Consider the following 15,272-nt stretch of genomic DNA (forward strand, 5'->3'; position numbering starts at 1 on the left):
CCGCCCGCACGTCCCGCCCGCACGCCCCGCGCAACCCGCCCGCACACCCCGACACCTGAAGATCGCGCTCGATCCTGGATGTAGTGGTGTGCGGTCGCCGGGAGGCCACTCGGATCCAGGATCGAGCACGATCTTGCCCTGTCGGCCTTCTTGATCATGAGGTTGGCGAGTCGAGATGCCGGGAATGTCCAGGCCAACCTCATGATCGACGCGGGGGGCGCTGTGCGGGGCGCGCGCTGTGCGGGGCGCGGGGCGCGCGCGGGGCGCGGGGTGCGCGCTGTGCGGGGTCCTGGGAGCGTGGGGTTAGGCGGAGGCTCGGTGGACCAGTTGGGTGTCCAGGAGGATGTGGGAGGCGGGTAGCTCCTCGCCACGGATCCGGGCCACCAGCAGGCGGGCCATCTGCCGGCCCATCTCCTCCACCGGCTGGAAAACGGTGGTCAGCGGCGGCTCCGCCTGACGGGCGATCGTCGCGTCGTCGAAGCCGATCACCGCGACGTCCCGTGGCACCCGCCGGCCGGCCTCGCGCAGGGTCCGCAGCGCGCCGAACGCCATCAGGTCGGAGGCGACGAACACCGCGTCCAGGTCCGGGCAGACGTCCAGCAGCCGACGCATGCCGGCCGCGCCGCTGCCCTCGCTGAAGTCGCCGTACGCGATCAGGTCGGGGTTGACGCTGGCCCCGGTGGCCTTGACCGCCTCGGTGTAGCCGGCCAACCGGGCCAGACCGGCGCCCATGTCCTGCGGACCGGCGATGGTGGCGACGCGTCGCCGCCCCTGCCCCGTCAGGTACTCCACCGCCTGCCGGGCCCCGCCAACGTTGTCCACGTCGACGAACCAGGCCGGTTGGGCGCCGGGTTGGAGCATCCGGGCGGGCCGACCGCCGAGCACGGCGGGCAGGCCGCGCTCCTCCAGCAGCGTCGGCAGCGGGTCGGAGTCGTGCAACGACAGCAGCAGGACGCCGTCGACGTGTTGGTTGGTGAGGTGGTGCTCGACCCGCTCCCGCTCCACCGGCGACTGGGCCATGGCCAGCCAGAGCTGCATCGGCGTCTCCAGCAGCCCGGAGCTGATCCCCCGCACGATCGAGGCGAAGAACGGCTCGGTGAAGACCCGCTCGCCGGATTCGGAGACCACCAGCGCGACCGAGTCGGTCCGCTGGGTGACGAGCGCGCGGGCGGCCCGGTTCGGCACGTACCCCAGCTCGGCGATGGCCTGTTGGACCGCGGCCCGGGCCTCCGGGCTGACCTGGGGCGAGCCGTTGACCACGCGGGAGACCGTGCCCCGACCGACGCCGGCACGCGCCGCGACCGCGTCGAGGGTCGGGCGCCCGAGCGACCGGGTGCGCTGCGTTGTCATCGTCTGCTCCTCCGACGGCGGGCGGACCCGGCGCCACCTGCGGGAGGTGGACGCCGGGGCCGTCCTGATGGCTGGCCCGAGCCTATTGTGCGGCCAGACCGTTGCGCCGGATCACCGAGGCGTACCACTTGGCGCTGGACTTGGGGGTGCGGACCTGGCTGTCGTAGTCGACGTGGATCATGCCAAACCGCTTGGTGTAACCCCAGGCCCATTCGAAATTATCCATCAACGACCAGGCAAAGTATCCCCGCAGCGGCACCCCGGCGTCGATCGCCTCGTGGGCGGCGCGCAGGTGGGCGTCGAAGTAGGCCAACCGATCGACGTCGTCGACCTGCCCGTCGACCACCGAGTCGACGAACGCGGAACCGTTCTCGGTGACGTACAACGGCAGCTCGGTGTAGCCGTGCACCCGACGCAGCGTCTCGGTCAGGCCCGGGGCGTCGATCTCCCAGCCCATGTCGGTGACCGGGACGCCGCGGCTGACGAACCGGACGTCCTCGCTGCCCGGCCAGCACGAGGGGGCCGGGTCGGCCGGGACGCCCTCGACCGGCGCGGCGACGACGTGCCGGCTGTAGTAGTTGACCCCGACCAGGTCCAACGGCGTGGAGATGGTCGCCAGGTCGCCGTCGCGCACGTGGTCGAAGTCGGTCACCGTGCTGAGGTCGGCAACCAGGTCCTCCGGGTACGACCCGCGCAGCAGCGGGTCCAGGAAGAACCGGTTGGCCAACCCGTCGATCCGCCGGGCGGCGTCGCGGTCGGCGGGGGTGTCGCTGGCCGGGTCGACCGGGTAGAGGTTGACGGTCACGCCCACCTCGGCGGTCGGCCGGGCGGCCCGCAGCGCCTGCACGGCCAGGCCGTGCCCGAGCATCAGGTGGTGACCGGCGCGCACGGCGTCCGCTCCGTTGGTGCGGCCGGGGGCGTGCACCCCGGAGCCGTAGCCGAGGAACGCCGAGCACCACGGCTCGTTCAGCGTGGTCCAGTAGCGCACCCGGTCGCCGAGCGCGTCGGCCATCACCGTCGTGTAGTCGGCGAAGCGGGCCGCGGTGTCCCGGGCCGGCCAGCCGCCGGCGTCCTCCAGCGGCTGCGGCAGATCCCAGTGGTAGAGGGTGAGCCACGGCTCGATGCCGTTGGCCAGCAGCTCGTCGACCAGCCGGCGGTAGAAGTCCAACCCCTGGGGGTTGACCGCGCCGCTGCCGGCGGGCTGCACCCGCGACCAGGAGACCGAGAAACGGTACGACTTCAGGCCCAGCTCGGCCATCAGCGCGACGTCCTCACCGAGGCGGTGGTAGTGGTCGCACGCCACGTCACCGGTGTGCCCGGCGACGACCCGGCCCTCGGTGTGGCTGAAGGTGTCCCAGATCGACGGGGCGCGGCCGTCCTCGGCCGCCGCCCCCTCGATCTGGTACGCCGCCGTCGCGGCCCCCCAGAGGAATCCGGGTGGAAAGGTCAGCCCCGGGCGCTCGTCGAGGACGTCGACGGCGGGTGGGCTGGCGGGGTTGCTCACGACTTGACGGCACCTTCCATGATCCCGCCAATGATCTGGCGGCCGAACACGAGGAAAACGATCACCAGGGGGATGGTGCCGATCGCCGTGGCGGCGAACACCTGGGAGTAGTCGGTGTAGTAGGCGTACGAGAGGAAGGAGAGCGAGACCTGCAGGGTCGGGTTCTCCGGGGTGAGGATGGCGTACGGCCAGAGGAACGAGTTCCAGGTCTCCATGAAGGTCAGCAGACCGAGGACGCCGGCGGCGGGCCGCAGCGCGGGCAGCACGATGCTCCAGTAGATCCGGAACGTGCTCGCCCCGTCGACCCGGCCGGCCTCGATCAGCTCGTCGGAGATCGCCTGGCTGGCGTACTGCCGCATCATGAACACGCCGAAGGCGGTGACCAGGAACGGCACGGTGACCGCGTAGAGGGTGTCGTACCACCCGAGGTCCTGCATCATGCCCCAGAGCGGGATGAGCCCCATCTGGGTCGGGATCATCATGGTGACGATGATCGCCAGCAGGAGGATGTTGCTGCCGCGGAACTTCAGCTTGGCGAAGGCGAACCCGGCCAGCGAACCGGTGAGCACCACCGAGACGGTGACCACCGAGGAAACGATGATCGAGTTCATCATGCCGGTGAGGAAGTTGGCGGCGTCGTTGTCGAGCACCCGCCCGAAGTTGTCACCGAACGCGCCGCCGGGAGTCAGCGGGGGTGGCACGTCGTTGATGTTGTCCAGGCTGCGGGTGCCGATCACCAGCATGTAGTAGAACGGGTAGATCGACAGCAGCGCCGCCAGGACGAGCGCCACGTAGGTCAGCGGGCTGGTGCGCCACAGGCGCTGGGAAGCCGAGATCATCGATCTCTCCTCACTTCGCCGAGCGGCGGACGAGTAGGAAGTTGAACAGCGACACCACGATGATGATCATGAAGATCGCCCAGGCCACCGCGGCTCCGTAGCCGGCGCTGTTCAGGTTCACGATGCCCATCTCGTACATGTACATGGCCAGCGTCTGGAACTCCCGCTGGTTGCCGCCGATGATGTTGCCGTTGCCGAAGAGCAGCGGCTCGGTGAAGAGCTGCATCCCGCCGATCGTGGACAGGATGACCACGAAGATGAAGGTGGGCTTGAGCATGGGCAGGGTGATCTGCCAGAACTGTCGCCACGGACTGGCGCCGTCGATCTCCGCGGCCTCGTAGAGGTCCTTCGGGATCGCCTGCATGCCGGCGAGCAGGATCAGGGTGTTGTACCCGGTCCACCGCCAGTTGACCATGGAGGAGATGGCCGTCCAGGAACTCCACCGGTGCCCGTCCCAGTCGACCGGATCGACACCGACGAAGCTGAGCAGCCAGTTGAACAGGCCGAACTCCCGCTGGAACAGCATCCCGAAGACGATCGCGACCGCTGCCACCGACACCACGTTCGGCATGAAGATGGCCATCCGGAAGAAGGTCTTGGCACGCAGGAAGGTCCGGTTGAGCAGGTTCGCCAGGAAGAGGGCGAGCAACAACTGCGGGATGGTCGACAGGGCGAAGATGCCGAACGTGTTGACCAGCGCGTTCCAGAAGTACTCGTCGGACACCAGCCGGGTGTAGTTGTCGAAGCCGATGAACGTGTGCTCGCCGATCATGTCCCAGTCGTGCAGTGACATCCAGGCGGTGCGCAGCATCGGGTACAGCCCGAAGATGCCGAAGATCAGGAAGAACGGGGCGATGTAGAGGTACGGCGAGTACTTGACATCGAGGCGGTTGAGTAATCTCCCCCGGCGACGTCGCCGAGAGACGTCGGGAGAAGGCGGTGCTGCTGGCGACGGCCGTGCCGTCGTGGCCGACAGGCTCATGCGAATTTCCTTTTCCGGCGAGGCCCGGGGGCCCTCGCGCAGGGCGCTACGCGGAGGGGACCGGCCGGTGGCGTCCGGGAAGCCCCGAACGCCACCGGCAGGGAATCACTCAGAAGGCACCCTGAGTCTTTGCGTCCTTCGTGAACTGCTCCCAGGCCTTCGCCTTGTCGGCCTGCCCGTTCTCGAACGCCCGCAGAGCCGGCTCGAGCGCGTTCTCCTTGACCGCCTGGTGCTTCGGGCCCAGGTGGATCGGCTGGATCTTGGCGACGCTCTCACCGAAGATCTTGCCGGTCGGCGCGTTGCTAAAGTACTCGTTGGTGTAACCGAGGAACGCCTGGTCCTTCAGCGCCTCCAGGTTGGTGGGCAGCGGGCCCTTGAGCTTGAAGGCCTCCACCTGGCTCTTGGCGTTGGTGAGGTACTCGGCGAGCTTCGCCGCCTCCTTCGGGTACTTGCTCTGCGCCGGAACCGCGAGCCACGAGCCGCCCCAGTTACCGCCGCCGCCCGGCACGGACGCGACGTCCCACTTGCCCTTGTTGGCCGGACCGGAGTTGTCCGAGACGATGCCGAGCATCCAGGACGGGCAGAAGGTCGCCGCGAAGGTGCCCTGCTTGAAGCCACCCGACCACTCCGGCGACCAGGTGGACGCCTTGGCGGAGATGTCGGCCATCGACGTGGCGGTGTCCCAGGCGTTCTTCACCGCGGGGCTGGTGTCCGCGATGATGTTGTCTTCCTTGTCGTAGAACAGATCACCGTTGCCCTGGAAGAGCACACCGTTGGAGACGGCGGTGATCGAGTCGATGAACGCCTTGCCGCCGCTGCCCTGCTTGTACTTCAGACCGGCGTCGTGGAAACCCTTCCAGTCCGGCCAGAGCGCCGACACCTGGTCGCGCTCGGTGGGCAGGCCGGCCGCCTGGAACAGGTCCTTGCGGTAGCAGACGGCGAGGCTGCCGACGTCGGTCGGCAGGCCGATCAGCCGACCGTCCGGCGCCTTGCCGAGCTCCCACTTCCAGGGCAGGTACTCCTTCGAGTGGTCCCCCACCAGCGGCGCGAGGTCCTCCCAGTTGCGCGCGTTGGGCTTGAACTCGTTGAGGATGCCCTCTTCCAGCGCGGTGACGTCCGCCGCGCCCTTGCCGGTGGCCAGGTAGCGGACCAGCTTCGGCCGGTACTCACCGAGCTGCGCGGTCTTGCGCAGCTCGACCTTGATGCCGGTGTCCTTCTCGTACTGCTTGACAAGCTCGTCGTAGCCCATCTCGCCGAACGTGTCGACGACCAGCTTGGCCGGCTTCTCGCCGGCCGCCGGCTTCTCGTCGTCCTTGCCACAGGCCGCGAGACCGCTGATTGCGGTGATCGCGGCCAGGGCGGCGGCTGCCAGGCGGGTACGCCGCGTGGTGACACTCATGCGCTGACCCCTCTTTCCGGTGGTGAGGCTGGATGGGTGTGGTGGGGGGTGCCCGTCGCGCCAGGCCGGGGATTCGTGAGTGAGCCACGCCACCTCCGGGAGCGCTCCCATGAGATTGCCGGCGGGTAACGGGAGTGTCAATAGGGCGATGGGAGCGTTCCCAGATCGTTACCGCTGATCACTCGGGCAACAGGAGCCCCAGCGACACCTCCCGCAACCGGACGGTTCAGCAGAAGCGGCGCAGCAGCGTGGTTGCCCGGTCCGGGTCGAAGCCCGACGGGTCGAAGGCGGCACCCGCCCAGTCGCGCAGCATCGCGTGCCGGGAACTGACCAGGTCACCCGGGTCGGCCTGGGCGTCCAGCGCCTCCAGGAGCGCCTGATAGCCCACCGGCCCGCCGATGCCCTCCGGCGGGCAGGCCCGCTCGCCGGCCAGGCAGACCGGGTACCGCTCGTCCGGGTCGGCGGTCAACGCGTCCTCCACGACCAGGTCGTGCTCCCACCAGTCGCCGAAGTCGTACGTGTAGGAGAACCGGCTGCCCTTGCCGAGCACCGCGTCGAGCCGCACGTCCAACTCGTCGTGCAGCGCCAACTCACCGTCCGGGTCGGGCTCGCCGTACTGCATCGCGTCGATCTCGAACGAGTGCAGGTGGCAGTCCCGCCAACCCATCGCGTGCTGCGCCACCCGGTGCAGCCGGTCCAGCGTGTAACCGGCCGGCACGAGCACCCGGCGCCACACCGGCGGCCGGGTCCCGGCGAGGGACATCTTCAGCTGGAAGATCTGACGCGGCATGCTGTCCTGTCCTCCCGCGGCTTAGGCTGCCAGCATGATCTGCCGAGCGTGCCGGGCCCGGCGACACGATGAGTGCCCGGGCCGGAACTGGTGCGACTGCCAGCACCGTACCGCCGAACCGACCCCTCCGGTCACCGGTCCGGCCGGCGAATGACCGTCAGAATTCCGATCCGACGGCTCTGGCCCGAGCCGTCGACGCAGCCACTCGACGACACCGAGCTGACCGCCCTCTACGGCCGCGCCGACCAGCCCCGGCTGCGAGTGAACTTCGTGACCAGCCTGGACGGTGCGGTCAGCGTGGACGGCTACTCCGCCGGGCTCTCCGGCGAGCCGGACAAGCGGGTGTTCGGCCTGCTGCGGATGGCCTGCGACGCCCTGGTGGTGGCCGCCGGCACGCTGCGCCACGAGGGATACCGGGCGGTCCGCCTCGACGAACGCCGCCGCGCCTGGCGTCAGGCCAACGGTCTGGCCGCGTACCCGACGCTGGTGGTCGTCTCCGGATCGCTGGACCTGGACCCGGCGCAGGCCGCGTTCGCCGACGCACCGACCCGCCCGGTGGTGCTCACCCACGCCGACGCCGACCCGCCGCCCGGGCTGACCGACGTCGCCGACGTGCTGCGCTGCGGCACCGGGCGCGTCGACCTGGCCGCCGGCCTCGCCGAGCTGCACGGACGCGGGCTCACCCAACTGCTCTGCGAGGGCGGCCCACACCTGTTCGGCGCGCTCACCGCCGCCGACCTGGTCGACGAACTGTGCCTCACCGTCTCGCCGCTGCTCGCCGGGCCCGGCCCCGGCCGGATCACCGCCGGCGACGTCACCGCGCCCCGGCACCTACCGTTGCGGCACGTGCTCGCCACCGAGGACGGCGTCCTGATGCTCCGCCACGCCCGCCAGTAGCTCCCTACACCGGCGGCCAGGACTCGCGCGGCACCCGACACGCTCGCGCCCACCTGGTGCGCTCGGTCGAACACCCAGCGTCATGAGTGTGACGGGGCATGGTGTCGTCCGCCGCGTCGCGTGGCGACCTGTCGTACTCCTCGGGCACTATGCACGTCATGCGCGCCGACCGTGATGCCCGAGCGACAGGGGTCGCCCGATGACCGACGCCGACCTCGACAGCCCGGGCGAGGCGGTCGGGCGGGTGCTGGGCACCGCCGACGCCACCCCGTTGCAGTTCTGGACGGCCGTGGCGCCCGGCAGCTACCTGCAGCTCGACGACGTGGTGGTCACCCGACGCGACCTGCCCGACCGCGAGCCGGTGACGATCGCCGGGGTGGTCACCCAGGTCCGCGCTCGGCACGAGGGCGCCCAGTTCGACTCCGACGTGTTCGCCATCGCCGACGGCACACTGCCGGCGATGGTGCAGGAGGCGGCCGAAATCACCACCACCCGGGTCGACCCGGAGCTCTACGTGCCGCCCACGCCGGGGGCCGTTGTGCACCGGGCCGAGGGCGACGCGCGGGCGCGCGCGCTGCACTTCGACCGGATGGAGCGGCGCATCCCGATGGGCATGGGTCGCGACGGGGTGCCGGTCTACCTCAACGCCGACTTCCTCGACGGCAGCCGGGGCGCGCACGTCTCCATCTCCGGCATCTCCGGGGTGGCCACCAAGACCAGCTTCGCCACCTTCCTGCTCTACTCGGTGTTCCGCTCCGGGGTGCTGGGCGGCGACGCGGTCAACGCCAAGGCGCTGATCTTCAACGTCAAGGGTGAGGACCTTCTCTTCCTGGACCACCCCAACACCCGCCTCGACGAGCCCACCCGCGCGGCGTACGCGAAGCTCGGGTTGAGCGCGGGCGCCTTCCCCGACGTGCGGGTCTACGCCCCACCACGGGTCGGTGACGCGGCCGGCACGCCGGATGTGAGCAGCCGGCTCACCGGCGTCGACAGCTTCTACTGGACGCTGAGCGAGTTCTGCACCGACCGCCTGCTGCCGTACGTGTTCGCCGACGCCGACGACGAGCGCCAGCAGTACACGATGGTGGTTCACTCGGTGGCCGCCCACCTGGCCCGCTACGCCCAGCCCGCCGACGGCGGGGTGAGCATCGACGGGGTTCGGCTCGGCTCGTACGGCGACCTGGTCGACCACATCGTCGACCAGCTCAACGACGACGAGACCCGCTCCGACTGGGCGGGCAGCGCGGTGGGGCTGGGCACCGTCAACGCGTTCGCCCGGCGGTTGATCGGCAGTAAGAAGGACCTGGCCCGGCTGATCCGTGGTGACCTCGCGGCCCGCCGCCCGCACTCGATCAACACCAGCGAGTCGGCGCAGGTCACCGTGGTCGACCTGCACAACCTGCCGGACCGGGCGCAGCGGTTCGTGGTCGGTGTGACGCTGAAGAGCGAGTTCGAGCGCAAGGAGAAGTCCGGCACGGCCAAGCCGCTGCTGTTCGTGGTCCTCGACGAGCTCAACAAGTACGCCCCCCGGGAGGGCTCCTCCCCCATCAAGGAGGTGCTGCTCGACATCGCCGAGCGGGGCCGCTCGCTCGGGGTGATCCTGATCGGCGCGCAGCAGACGGCGAGCGAGGTGGAGCGGCGGATCGTCACCAACTCGGCGATCCGGGTGGTCGGCCGGCTCGACCCGGCCGAGGCGTCCCGCCCGGAATACGGCTTCCTGCCGCCCGCGCAGCGCCAGCGGGCGTTGCTGGCCAAGCCGGGCACCATGTTCGTCAACCAGCCGGACATTCCGGTTCCGCTCTGCCTGGAGTTTCCGTTCCCGGCCTGGGCCACCCGGGTCTCCGAGGCGGGCCGGGCACCATCGGAGACGCTGCGCTCGATCACCCAGTCCGCCGACCCGTTCGCCGTGGTGGGCTCCGGCGGCGGCACCACCGACGACGACATCCCGTTCTAGGGGGCCGGCAAGCCATGAAGATCCTGCACACCTCCGACTGGCATGTGGGCAAGGTGCTCAAGGGGCAGTCCCGGGCCGACGAGCACAAGGCGGTGCTGGCCGGGGTGATCGAGATCGCCAATGCCGAGCGGCCGGATCTGGTGATCGTCGCCGGTGACCTCTACGACACCGCCGCGCCCAGTTCGGAGGCGACCCGCCTGGTCACCCGGGCGTTGACGGCGCTGCGGCGGACCGGCGCGGACGTGGTGGCGATCGGCGGTAACCACGACAACGGCCCCGCACTGGACGCGCTGCGCCCGTGGGCCGACGCCGCCGGCATCACGCTGCGCGGCGGGGTACGCGAAAATCCGGACGAGCACATCATCGACGGCACCACCGCCGGTGGCGAGCGGTGGCGGCTGGCCGCGTTGCCGTTCCTGTCCCAGCGGTACGCGGTGCGCGCGTTGGAGATGTACGAGCTGACCGCCGCGGAGACCAACCAGACGTACGCCGACCACCTGGGCCGGGTGCTGGGGCGACTGACCGAGGGATTCACCGAGCCGGACCGGGTGCACCTGGTCACCGCGCACCTGACGGTGACCGGCGCGGCCACCGGCGGCGGCGAGCGCGACGCGCACACGGTGCTGGGTTACGCGGTGCCGGCCACCGTCTTCCCGGCCACCGCGCACTACGTGGCGCTGGGTCACCTGCACCGGGCGCAGCGGGTCGCCGGCCCCTGCCCGGTGCGATACAGCGGCAGCCCGCTCGCTGTCGACTTCGGGGAGCAGGAGAACGTCCCCTCGGTGACGATTGTCGAGGTGACGGCCAGCACCGCAGCCCGGGTGCGGGAGGTGCCGGTGACGGCGGCGAGCGCGCTGCGGACGGTGCGCGGCACCCTGGCCCAGCTCGCCGAGATCGAGGCGCCGGACGCGTGGCTGCGGGTGTACGTGCGGGAGCAACCGCGTGCCGGCCTGCGCGAGGAGGTCCAGGAGCTGCTCCCCCGGGCCCTGGAGATCCGGATCGACCCGGAGCTGGTGGCCGCGCCGGGCAGTGGCACGCGCATCGCCCAGCGCTCGGGGCGTTCGCCCCGGGAGTTGTTCGCCGACTACCTGGACAGCCGGGGCCACGCCGACGAGGGTGTCCGGGAGCTCTTCGACGAGCTTTTCGAGGAGGTCGAGCACTGATGCGTCCGATGCGCTTGGACATGGCCGGGTTCACGGTCTTCCGGGACGAGACCACTGTCGACTTCACCGACGCCGACTTCTTCGCGCTGATCGGCCCGACCGGTTCCGGTAAGTCCACTGTGTTGGACGCGATCTGCTTCGCCCTGTACGGCATGGTGCCCCGGTGGGGCGGCGCCCGGGGGTTGGCCAACGCGCTCGCCCCGTCGGCGACCGAGGCGCGGGTGCGGTTGGTCTTCGAGTCCGGCGGTGCCCGGTACGTGGCGACCCGGGTGGTCCGCCGGGACGGCCGGGGCAACGTGAAGACCGCCAACGCCGGGTTGCAGCTGATGCCGGCCGGCTTCGACGTGACCAAACTGGACACCGGTCTGAGCCCGGACGACCTCGGCGAGGTGGTGGCCGGCACTCCCGCCGAGATGGAGCAGGCGGTGCTGGAGGCGGTCGGGCTGCCGTACGAGCAGTTCACCAGCTGTGTGGTGCTGCCACAGGGGCAGTTCGCCGACTTCCTGCACGCCAAGCCGGCGACGCGGCAGCAGATCCTGGTCAACCTGCTGGGCCTCGGCGTCTACGAGGACGTGCAGAAGAAGGCGACGGCGCGCGCCGCGCAGGCGGAGGCCCGGTTGGAGGCGGTCGACCAGGTGCTCGCCGGGTTGACCGGCGTGGACGACGAGGCGTTGGCCGAGGCCGACGCCCGGGTCGACCGGATGACCGAGCTGGCGGCCGCGGTGGCCGACGCGGTGCCGGAGTTGGCGGCGGCGCGGGTCACCGCGCGGGAGGCCGCGGCGGCGCTGACCGCCCTGGACGATGAGCTGACAGTGCTGACGGGGGTGCGGGCGCCGGGTGGGGTGACCGAGGTCGCTCGCGCGGTCACCGCGGCGCGGGCCGAGGCGGAGGCGGCGGCGACCGGGGTGTCGCTGGCCGAGGAGCGGGAGGAGAAGCTGCGCGGCGAGCTGGCCGCCGCCGGTGACGAGAGCGCGCTGCGACTGCAACTGCGGGCGTACGACGATCGGGACCGGCTGGCCGGCGAGGCCGACACGGTCCGCGAGGCGGTGCGCACGGCGCACGACGAGCACACCACGGCGGTGGCGGCGCTGGTCGACGCCCGCGCGGTCGCCGAGCGGGCCGACGCGGACCTGGAGGCGGCCTTCCGGGCGCACGAGGAGGCGAAGGCCACCGACCTGGCGGTCAGCCTGCGGGTGCACCTGCATGCGGGGGCAACGTGCCCGGTGTGCGAGCAGCCGGTGGCCGAGGTGCCGGCGGTGCCGGCCGATTCGGCGGTGGCCGCCGCGACGGCGGCCGGCAAGGCCGCGCGGGCCGCGACCAAGGCCGCGCAGGAGACGGTGCGGCAGCGGGACGCGGCGGCGCGTGAGCTGGAGCGGCTGCTGGTGCAGGCGCGGGCCCGGCAGGAGCAGCTGGAGGCCCGGCTGGCCGAGCTGGACGGGCAGCTTTCCGGGGCTGCCGAGCCGGCCGTGCTGCGCCGGGAGTTGGCCGAGCACGCCCGGTTGCGGCGCGCACTGGACGAGGCGGCGACGGCGGTCCGGGCCGGCCGCGAGACCGCTCGCCAGGCCCGGGCCGCTGTGGATGCCGCCGAGGAGCGGCTGCGGGCGGCGTGGCGGGCCTTCGACACCGCCCGGGACGGGTTGGCCCGGTTCGGTCCCCCGGCGACCGACCGGGACGATGTGGCCGCCGCCTGGTCGACGCTGACCGGTTGGGCGACCAGCGAGGCGGACCGCCGCCGCGCCGACCGGGACGGTCGGGCCGCTGCCGTGGCGGCGGCCGAGTCGGTGGCAGACGGGGTGCAACGGGCCATCGCGGCCATCTTCGCCGACGCCGACGTGCCGGTGGGGGACGATCCGGTGCACGCGGCGACGGTGGCGGTGGAGCGGGCCGACGCCGACCGGCGGCGGCTGCACGAGCGTCGCGAGCAGGCCGGTGCGTTGCGCGAGCAGCGGGCGGGGCACGAGCGGGAGGCGCAGGTGGCGCGCGCGCTCGCCGGGCACCTGCGGGCCAACAACTTCGAGCGGTGGTTGCTGGCCGAGGCGTTGGACCTGCTGGTCGACGGTGCGTCGGGGATTCTGCGGGAGTTGTCCAACGGGCAGTACGAGCTGGTGCACGACAAGGGTGAGTTCGTCGTCGTCGACCACCACGACGCCGGGCTGCGTCGGGGGGTGCGCACCCTCTCCGGCGGTGAGACGTTCCAGGCGTCGCTGGCGTTGGCGTTGGCGCTCTCCGAACAGTTGGCCGGGATGTCCACCACGGCGGCGAGCCTGGAGTCGATCGTCCTGGACGAGGGTTTCGGCACCCTCGACGCCGCCACGCTGGACACGGTGGCGGCGACCCTGGAGAACCTGGCGGCCCGGGGCGATCGGATGGTCGGCGTGGTCACCCACGTGCCGGCGTTGGCCGAGCGGATCCCGGTCCGCTTCGAGGTGCGCAAGGACGCCCGCTCCGCCCGGGTGGAACGGACCGGCCGGTGAGCGCGAGGAGTGCCGCGCAGCGGAGCCCCGCAGTCGCGAACGACAGGCGAGCCCAGTGAACGTGCGGGGCGACGCAGCGTTCTTCGTCGACTCGTGGGATCCGGCGTACGGGGCGTCGTTCGAGGCGTCGGCGGCCGGGCCGGCCGCGCCGAGCAGCGCCCAGGTCGACGCGGACGTGGAGCTGCCCGCCGTGGACTGGCGGGCGATCGGGGTACGCCCCGGGGTGCGCGCACCCGACGTGGTGTTGCTGGTCGACGGGGTGCGTCGGATCGACGCGAGCATCTGGACGGCCGAGACCGACGGCGGGTCGTTTCCCGGGTTGGCGGCCTCGTACGCGGCCGGGGTGGTCCGCTGTGACCTGGGCCGGGGTGCGGCGCAGTTGGCGGGCACCCAGGTTGGTAGGGGTCTGTTCACCGCGAGCCCGTCGGCGCGGGATGTGGTGGCGGGCGCGATCCGTTACCCGGTGCACCGGGTGGGTGGCACCGGTGAGTTGGCGAAGCTTCCGGCCGCCGTGCAGGGTCCGCTGACCGCGTTGGAGGTGGCGGTGTCCGACGCGGCCCGGGTCGACGGTGACCTGTTGGTGGTGGACGGCCCGTTGCGCAGTCGTCGGCAGTTGCCGCGCACTCTGGGCTACATCAAGACGCAGCACAGTCAGTATCTGGATGCTCGGCTGACCGCCGTGGTGACCGGGATGGCGTCGGGTGAGCGGTCCCCGGTGTTCCGGCTCGGCACCGCCTGGGGCGGTTGGTCGTGGTATTTGCGGCTGCCGGTGGCGATCGGCGCGCCGTGGGCGGGCATCGTCCGGGTGGAGTGCTCCGCCGACCTGCCGGTCGAGGCGGCGATCGAGCTGGCCGATCTGTCGTTGGTGACCCTGCCGCGCTTCGCGTCCACCCCGTACAAGGACCCGCGGGCCCCGCAGAACCTGATCCCGATCGCCGGTCTGGAGCGCCGACTGCGGGCCCTGCTGGGTGATTCCCGGCTGCTGCACCGCGCGTTGACCGCAGCGGCCCGCGCCGCCCGTTGAACGCGGATACTGGTTCCGATGGGGCGTAAACGGGCGGCTGAGCGGGTGGTCGAGCAGGTGGACACCGGGCTGGCGGAGCTGGTGCCGGATCCGGACCGGGCCGGCTCGTGGACGTTGCTGCTGGATGGCGCGCCGCAGTCGCACGTCGACCTGGCCGACCCCACTCACCTGGAGTTCGAGTACGTGCGTCGGCTGGCTGCCGCAGTGGATCTGGTCGCGCCGGCCGGCGCGCCGCTGCGGGTGCTGCATCTGGGTGGCGGCGCCCTGACCCTGCCCCGGTACGTCTCCGCCACCCGGGCGGGGTCGACCCAGCGGGTGTCCGAGGTGGATGGCGCGCTGGTGGAGTTGGTCCGTCGGGCGTTGCCCTGGCCGTCGGACCCCCGGTTGAAGGTTCGGGTGCAGGACGCCCGGGCGGTGTTGGCATCGACCCGGGAGGCCAGCTACGACGTGGTGGTCGCCGACGTGTTCGCCGGGGCGCGTACCCCGGCGCACCTCACGTCGCTGGAGTACGCGGCCGAGGTGGCCCGGGTGCTCCGCCCGGCCGGTTGGTACCTGGCGAACCTGGCCGACGGCCCGCCGTTGCGGCACGCCCGGGGGCAGGTCGCCACGGTCCGGTCGGTGCTGCCGCAGGCCTGTCTGGTCGGCGACGCGGCGGTGCTGCGCGGGCGCCGGTACGGCAATCTGGTGCTGGTCGCCGGGCGGTCCCAGCCGCCGGTGCCGGAGTTGACCAGACGGGCCGCCGGTGACTGGTTTCCGGGCCGGGTGGTGGCCGGCGACGAGCTGGACCGTTTCGTCGGTGGCGCGCAGGTCGTGCGGGACGCCGACGCGACGGGTTCGGATCCGCCACCGCCGGGGTTGTTCTCGGTACGCCGCTGATCGTCCACCCGACGGGCGGC

12 protein-coding genes are annotated in these 15,272 nt (G+C 71.6%); 6 read left to right on the forward strand and 6 right to left on the reverse strand.

All coding sequences use genetic code 11. The features are described from left to right. Positions 1 to 303: 303 nt before the first annotated feature. The 6 genes from AB0C03_RS02340 to AB0C03_RS02365 all read right to left on the reverse strand — a co-directional run bounded on the left by AB0C03_RS02340 (position 304) and on the right by AB0C03_RS02365 (position 6,864). Positions 304 to 1,350 (reverse strand): LacI family DNA-binding transcriptional regulator, encoded by a 1,047-nt coding sequence (locus tag AB0C03_RS02340; RefSeq protein ID WP_030336160.1) that lies wholly within the window; start codon positions 1,348 to 1,350, stop codon positions 304 to 306. 82 nt (positions 1,351 to 1,432) lie between these two features. Next, positions 1,433 to 2,854 (reverse strand): GH1 family beta-glucosidase, encoded by a 1,422-nt coding sequence (locus tag AB0C03_RS02345; protein WP_030336162.1) that lies wholly within the window; start codon positions 2,852 to 2,854, stop codon positions 1,433 to 1,435. Beyond that, positions 2,851 to 3,693 (reverse strand): carbohydrate ABC transporter permease, encoded by an 843-nt coding sequence (locus AB0C03_RS02350; protein WP_030336164.1) that lies wholly within the window; start codon positions 3,691 to 3,693, stop codon positions 2,851 to 2,853. The genes AB0C03_RS02345 and AB0C03_RS02350 overlap by 4 nt, the downstream gene beginning before the upstream one ends. A 10-nt stretch (positions 3,694 to 3,703) precedes the next feature. Then, positions 3,704 to 4,675, reverse strand: a complete 972-nt coding sequence (locus tag AB0C03_RS02355; protein WP_210858043.1) for a carbohydrate ABC transporter permease — start codon at positions 4,673 to 4,675, stop codon at positions 3,704 to 3,706. Between the two features lie 109 nt (positions 4,676 to 4,784). After that, positions 4,785 to 6,074 (reverse strand): ABC transporter substrate-binding protein, encoded by a 1,290-nt coding sequence (locus tag AB0C03_RS02360; RefSeq protein WP_030336168.1) that lies wholly within the window; start codon positions 6,072 to 6,074, stop codon positions 4,785 to 4,787. A gap of 226 nt (positions 6,075 to 6,300) precedes the next feature. Next, on the reverse strand, positions 6,301 to 6,864 hold the full coding sequence (locus AB0C03_RS02365; RefSeq protein ID WP_030336170.1) for a plasmid pRiA4b ORF-3 family protein: 564 nt from the start codon (positions 6,862 to 6,864) through the stop codon (positions 6,301 to 6,303). A gap of 150 nt (positions 6,865 to 7,014) precedes the next feature. Between AB0C03_RS02365 and AB0C03_RS02370 the strand changes: the two genes are divergently transcribed. From AB0C03_RS02370 to AB0C03_RS02395, 6 genes are all read left to right on the forward strand, one after another. Further along, positions 7,015 to 7,761, forward strand: a complete 747-nt coding sequence (locus AB0C03_RS02370; protein WP_030336171.1) for a pyrimidine reductase family protein — start codon at positions 7,015 to 7,017, stop codon at positions 7,759 to 7,761. 199 nt (positions 7,762 to 7,960) lie between these two features. After that, positions 7,961 to 9,715, forward strand: a complete 1,755-nt coding sequence (locus AB0C03_RS02375; RefSeq protein ID WP_030336172.1) for an ATP-binding protein — start codon at positions 7,961 to 7,963, stop codon at positions 9,713 to 9,715. A 14-nt stretch (positions 9,716 to 9,729) separates the two neighbouring features. Further along, positions 9,730 to 10,878: an exonuclease SbcCD subunit D gene (locus AB0C03_RS02380; RefSeq protein ID WP_030336173.1), complete on the forward strand. Its 1,149-nt coding sequence runs from the start codon at positions 9,730 to 9,732 to the stop codon at positions 10,876 to 10,878. Next, positions 10,878 to 13,352, forward strand: a complete 2,475-nt coding sequence (locus AB0C03_RS02385) for an AAA family ATPase (RefSeq protein ID WP_030336176.1) — start codon at positions 10,878 to 10,880, stop codon at positions 13,350 to 13,352. The genes AB0C03_RS02380 and AB0C03_RS02385 overlap by 1 nt, the downstream gene beginning before the upstream one ends. A 55-nt stretch (positions 13,353 to 13,407) precedes the next feature. Then, positions 13,408 to 14,376, forward strand: a complete 969-nt coding sequence (locus AB0C03_RS02390; protein ID WP_435823353.1) for a hypothetical protein — start codon at positions 13,408 to 13,410, stop codon at positions 14,374 to 14,376. Between the two features lie 18 nt (positions 14,377 to 14,394). Then, the gene (locus AB0C03_RS02395) at positions 14,395 to 15,252 is read left to right on the forward strand and encodes a spermidine synthase (RefSeq protein ID WP_210861962.1); all 858 of its coding nucleotides are present in this window, start codon (positions 14,395 to 14,397) and stop codon (positions 15,250 to 15,252) included. Positions 15,253 to 15,272 lie beyond the last annotated feature (20 nt).

Origin of the sequence: Micromonospora parva (assembly GCF_040649675.1) — a bacterium.
GTDB lineage: Bacteria > Actinomycetota > Actinomycetes > Mycobacteriales > Micromonosporaceae > Micromonospora > Micromonospora parva.

What these genes read in the sequence shown, in the direction of transcription:
- AB0C03_RS02340 (WP_030336160.1), bottom strand. Translation starts at nt 1,350, where the DNA reads ATGACAACGCAGCGCACCCGGTCGCTCGGGCGCCCGACCCTCGACGCG.
- AB0C03_RS02350 (WP_030336164.1), bottom strand. Translation starts at nt 3,693, where the DNA reads ATGATCTCGGCTTCCCAGCGCCTGTGGCGCACCAGCCCGCTGACCTAC.
- AB0C03_RS02355 (WP_210858043.1), bottom strand. Translation starts at nt 4,675, where the DNA reads ATGAGCCTGTCGGCCACGACGGCACGGCCGTCGCCAGCAGCACCGCCT.
- AB0C03_RS02360 (WP_030336168.1), bottom strand. Translation starts at nt 6,074, where the DNA reads ATGAGTGTCACCACGCGGCGTACCCGCCTGGCAGCCGCCGCCCTGGCC.
- AB0C03_RS02365 (WP_030336170.1), bottom strand. Translation starts at nt 6,864, where the DNA reads ATGCCGCGTCAGATCTTCCAGCTGAAGATGTCCCTCGCCGGGACCCGG.
- AB0C03_RS02370 (WP_030336171.1), top strand. Translation starts at nt 7,015, where the DNA reads ATGACCGTCAGAATTCCGATCCGACGGCTCTGGCCCGAGCCGTCGACG.
- AB0C03_RS02375 (WP_030336172.1), top strand. Translation starts at nt 7,961, where the DNA reads ATGACCGACGCCGACCTCGACAGCCCGGGCGAGGCGGTCGGGCGGGTG.
- AB0C03_RS02380 (WP_030336173.1), top strand. Translation starts at nt 9,730, where the DNA reads ATGAAGATCCTGCACACCTCCGACTGGCATGTGGGCAAGGTGCTCAAG.
- AB0C03_RS02385 (WP_030336176.1), top strand. Translation starts at nt 10,878, where the DNA reads ATGCGTCCGATGCGCTTGGACATGGCCGGGTTCACGGTCTTCCGGGAC.
- AB0C03_RS02395 (WP_210861962.1), top strand. Translation starts at nt 14,395, where the DNA reads ATGGGGCGTAAACGGGCGGCTGAGCGGGTGGTCGAGCAGGTGGACACC.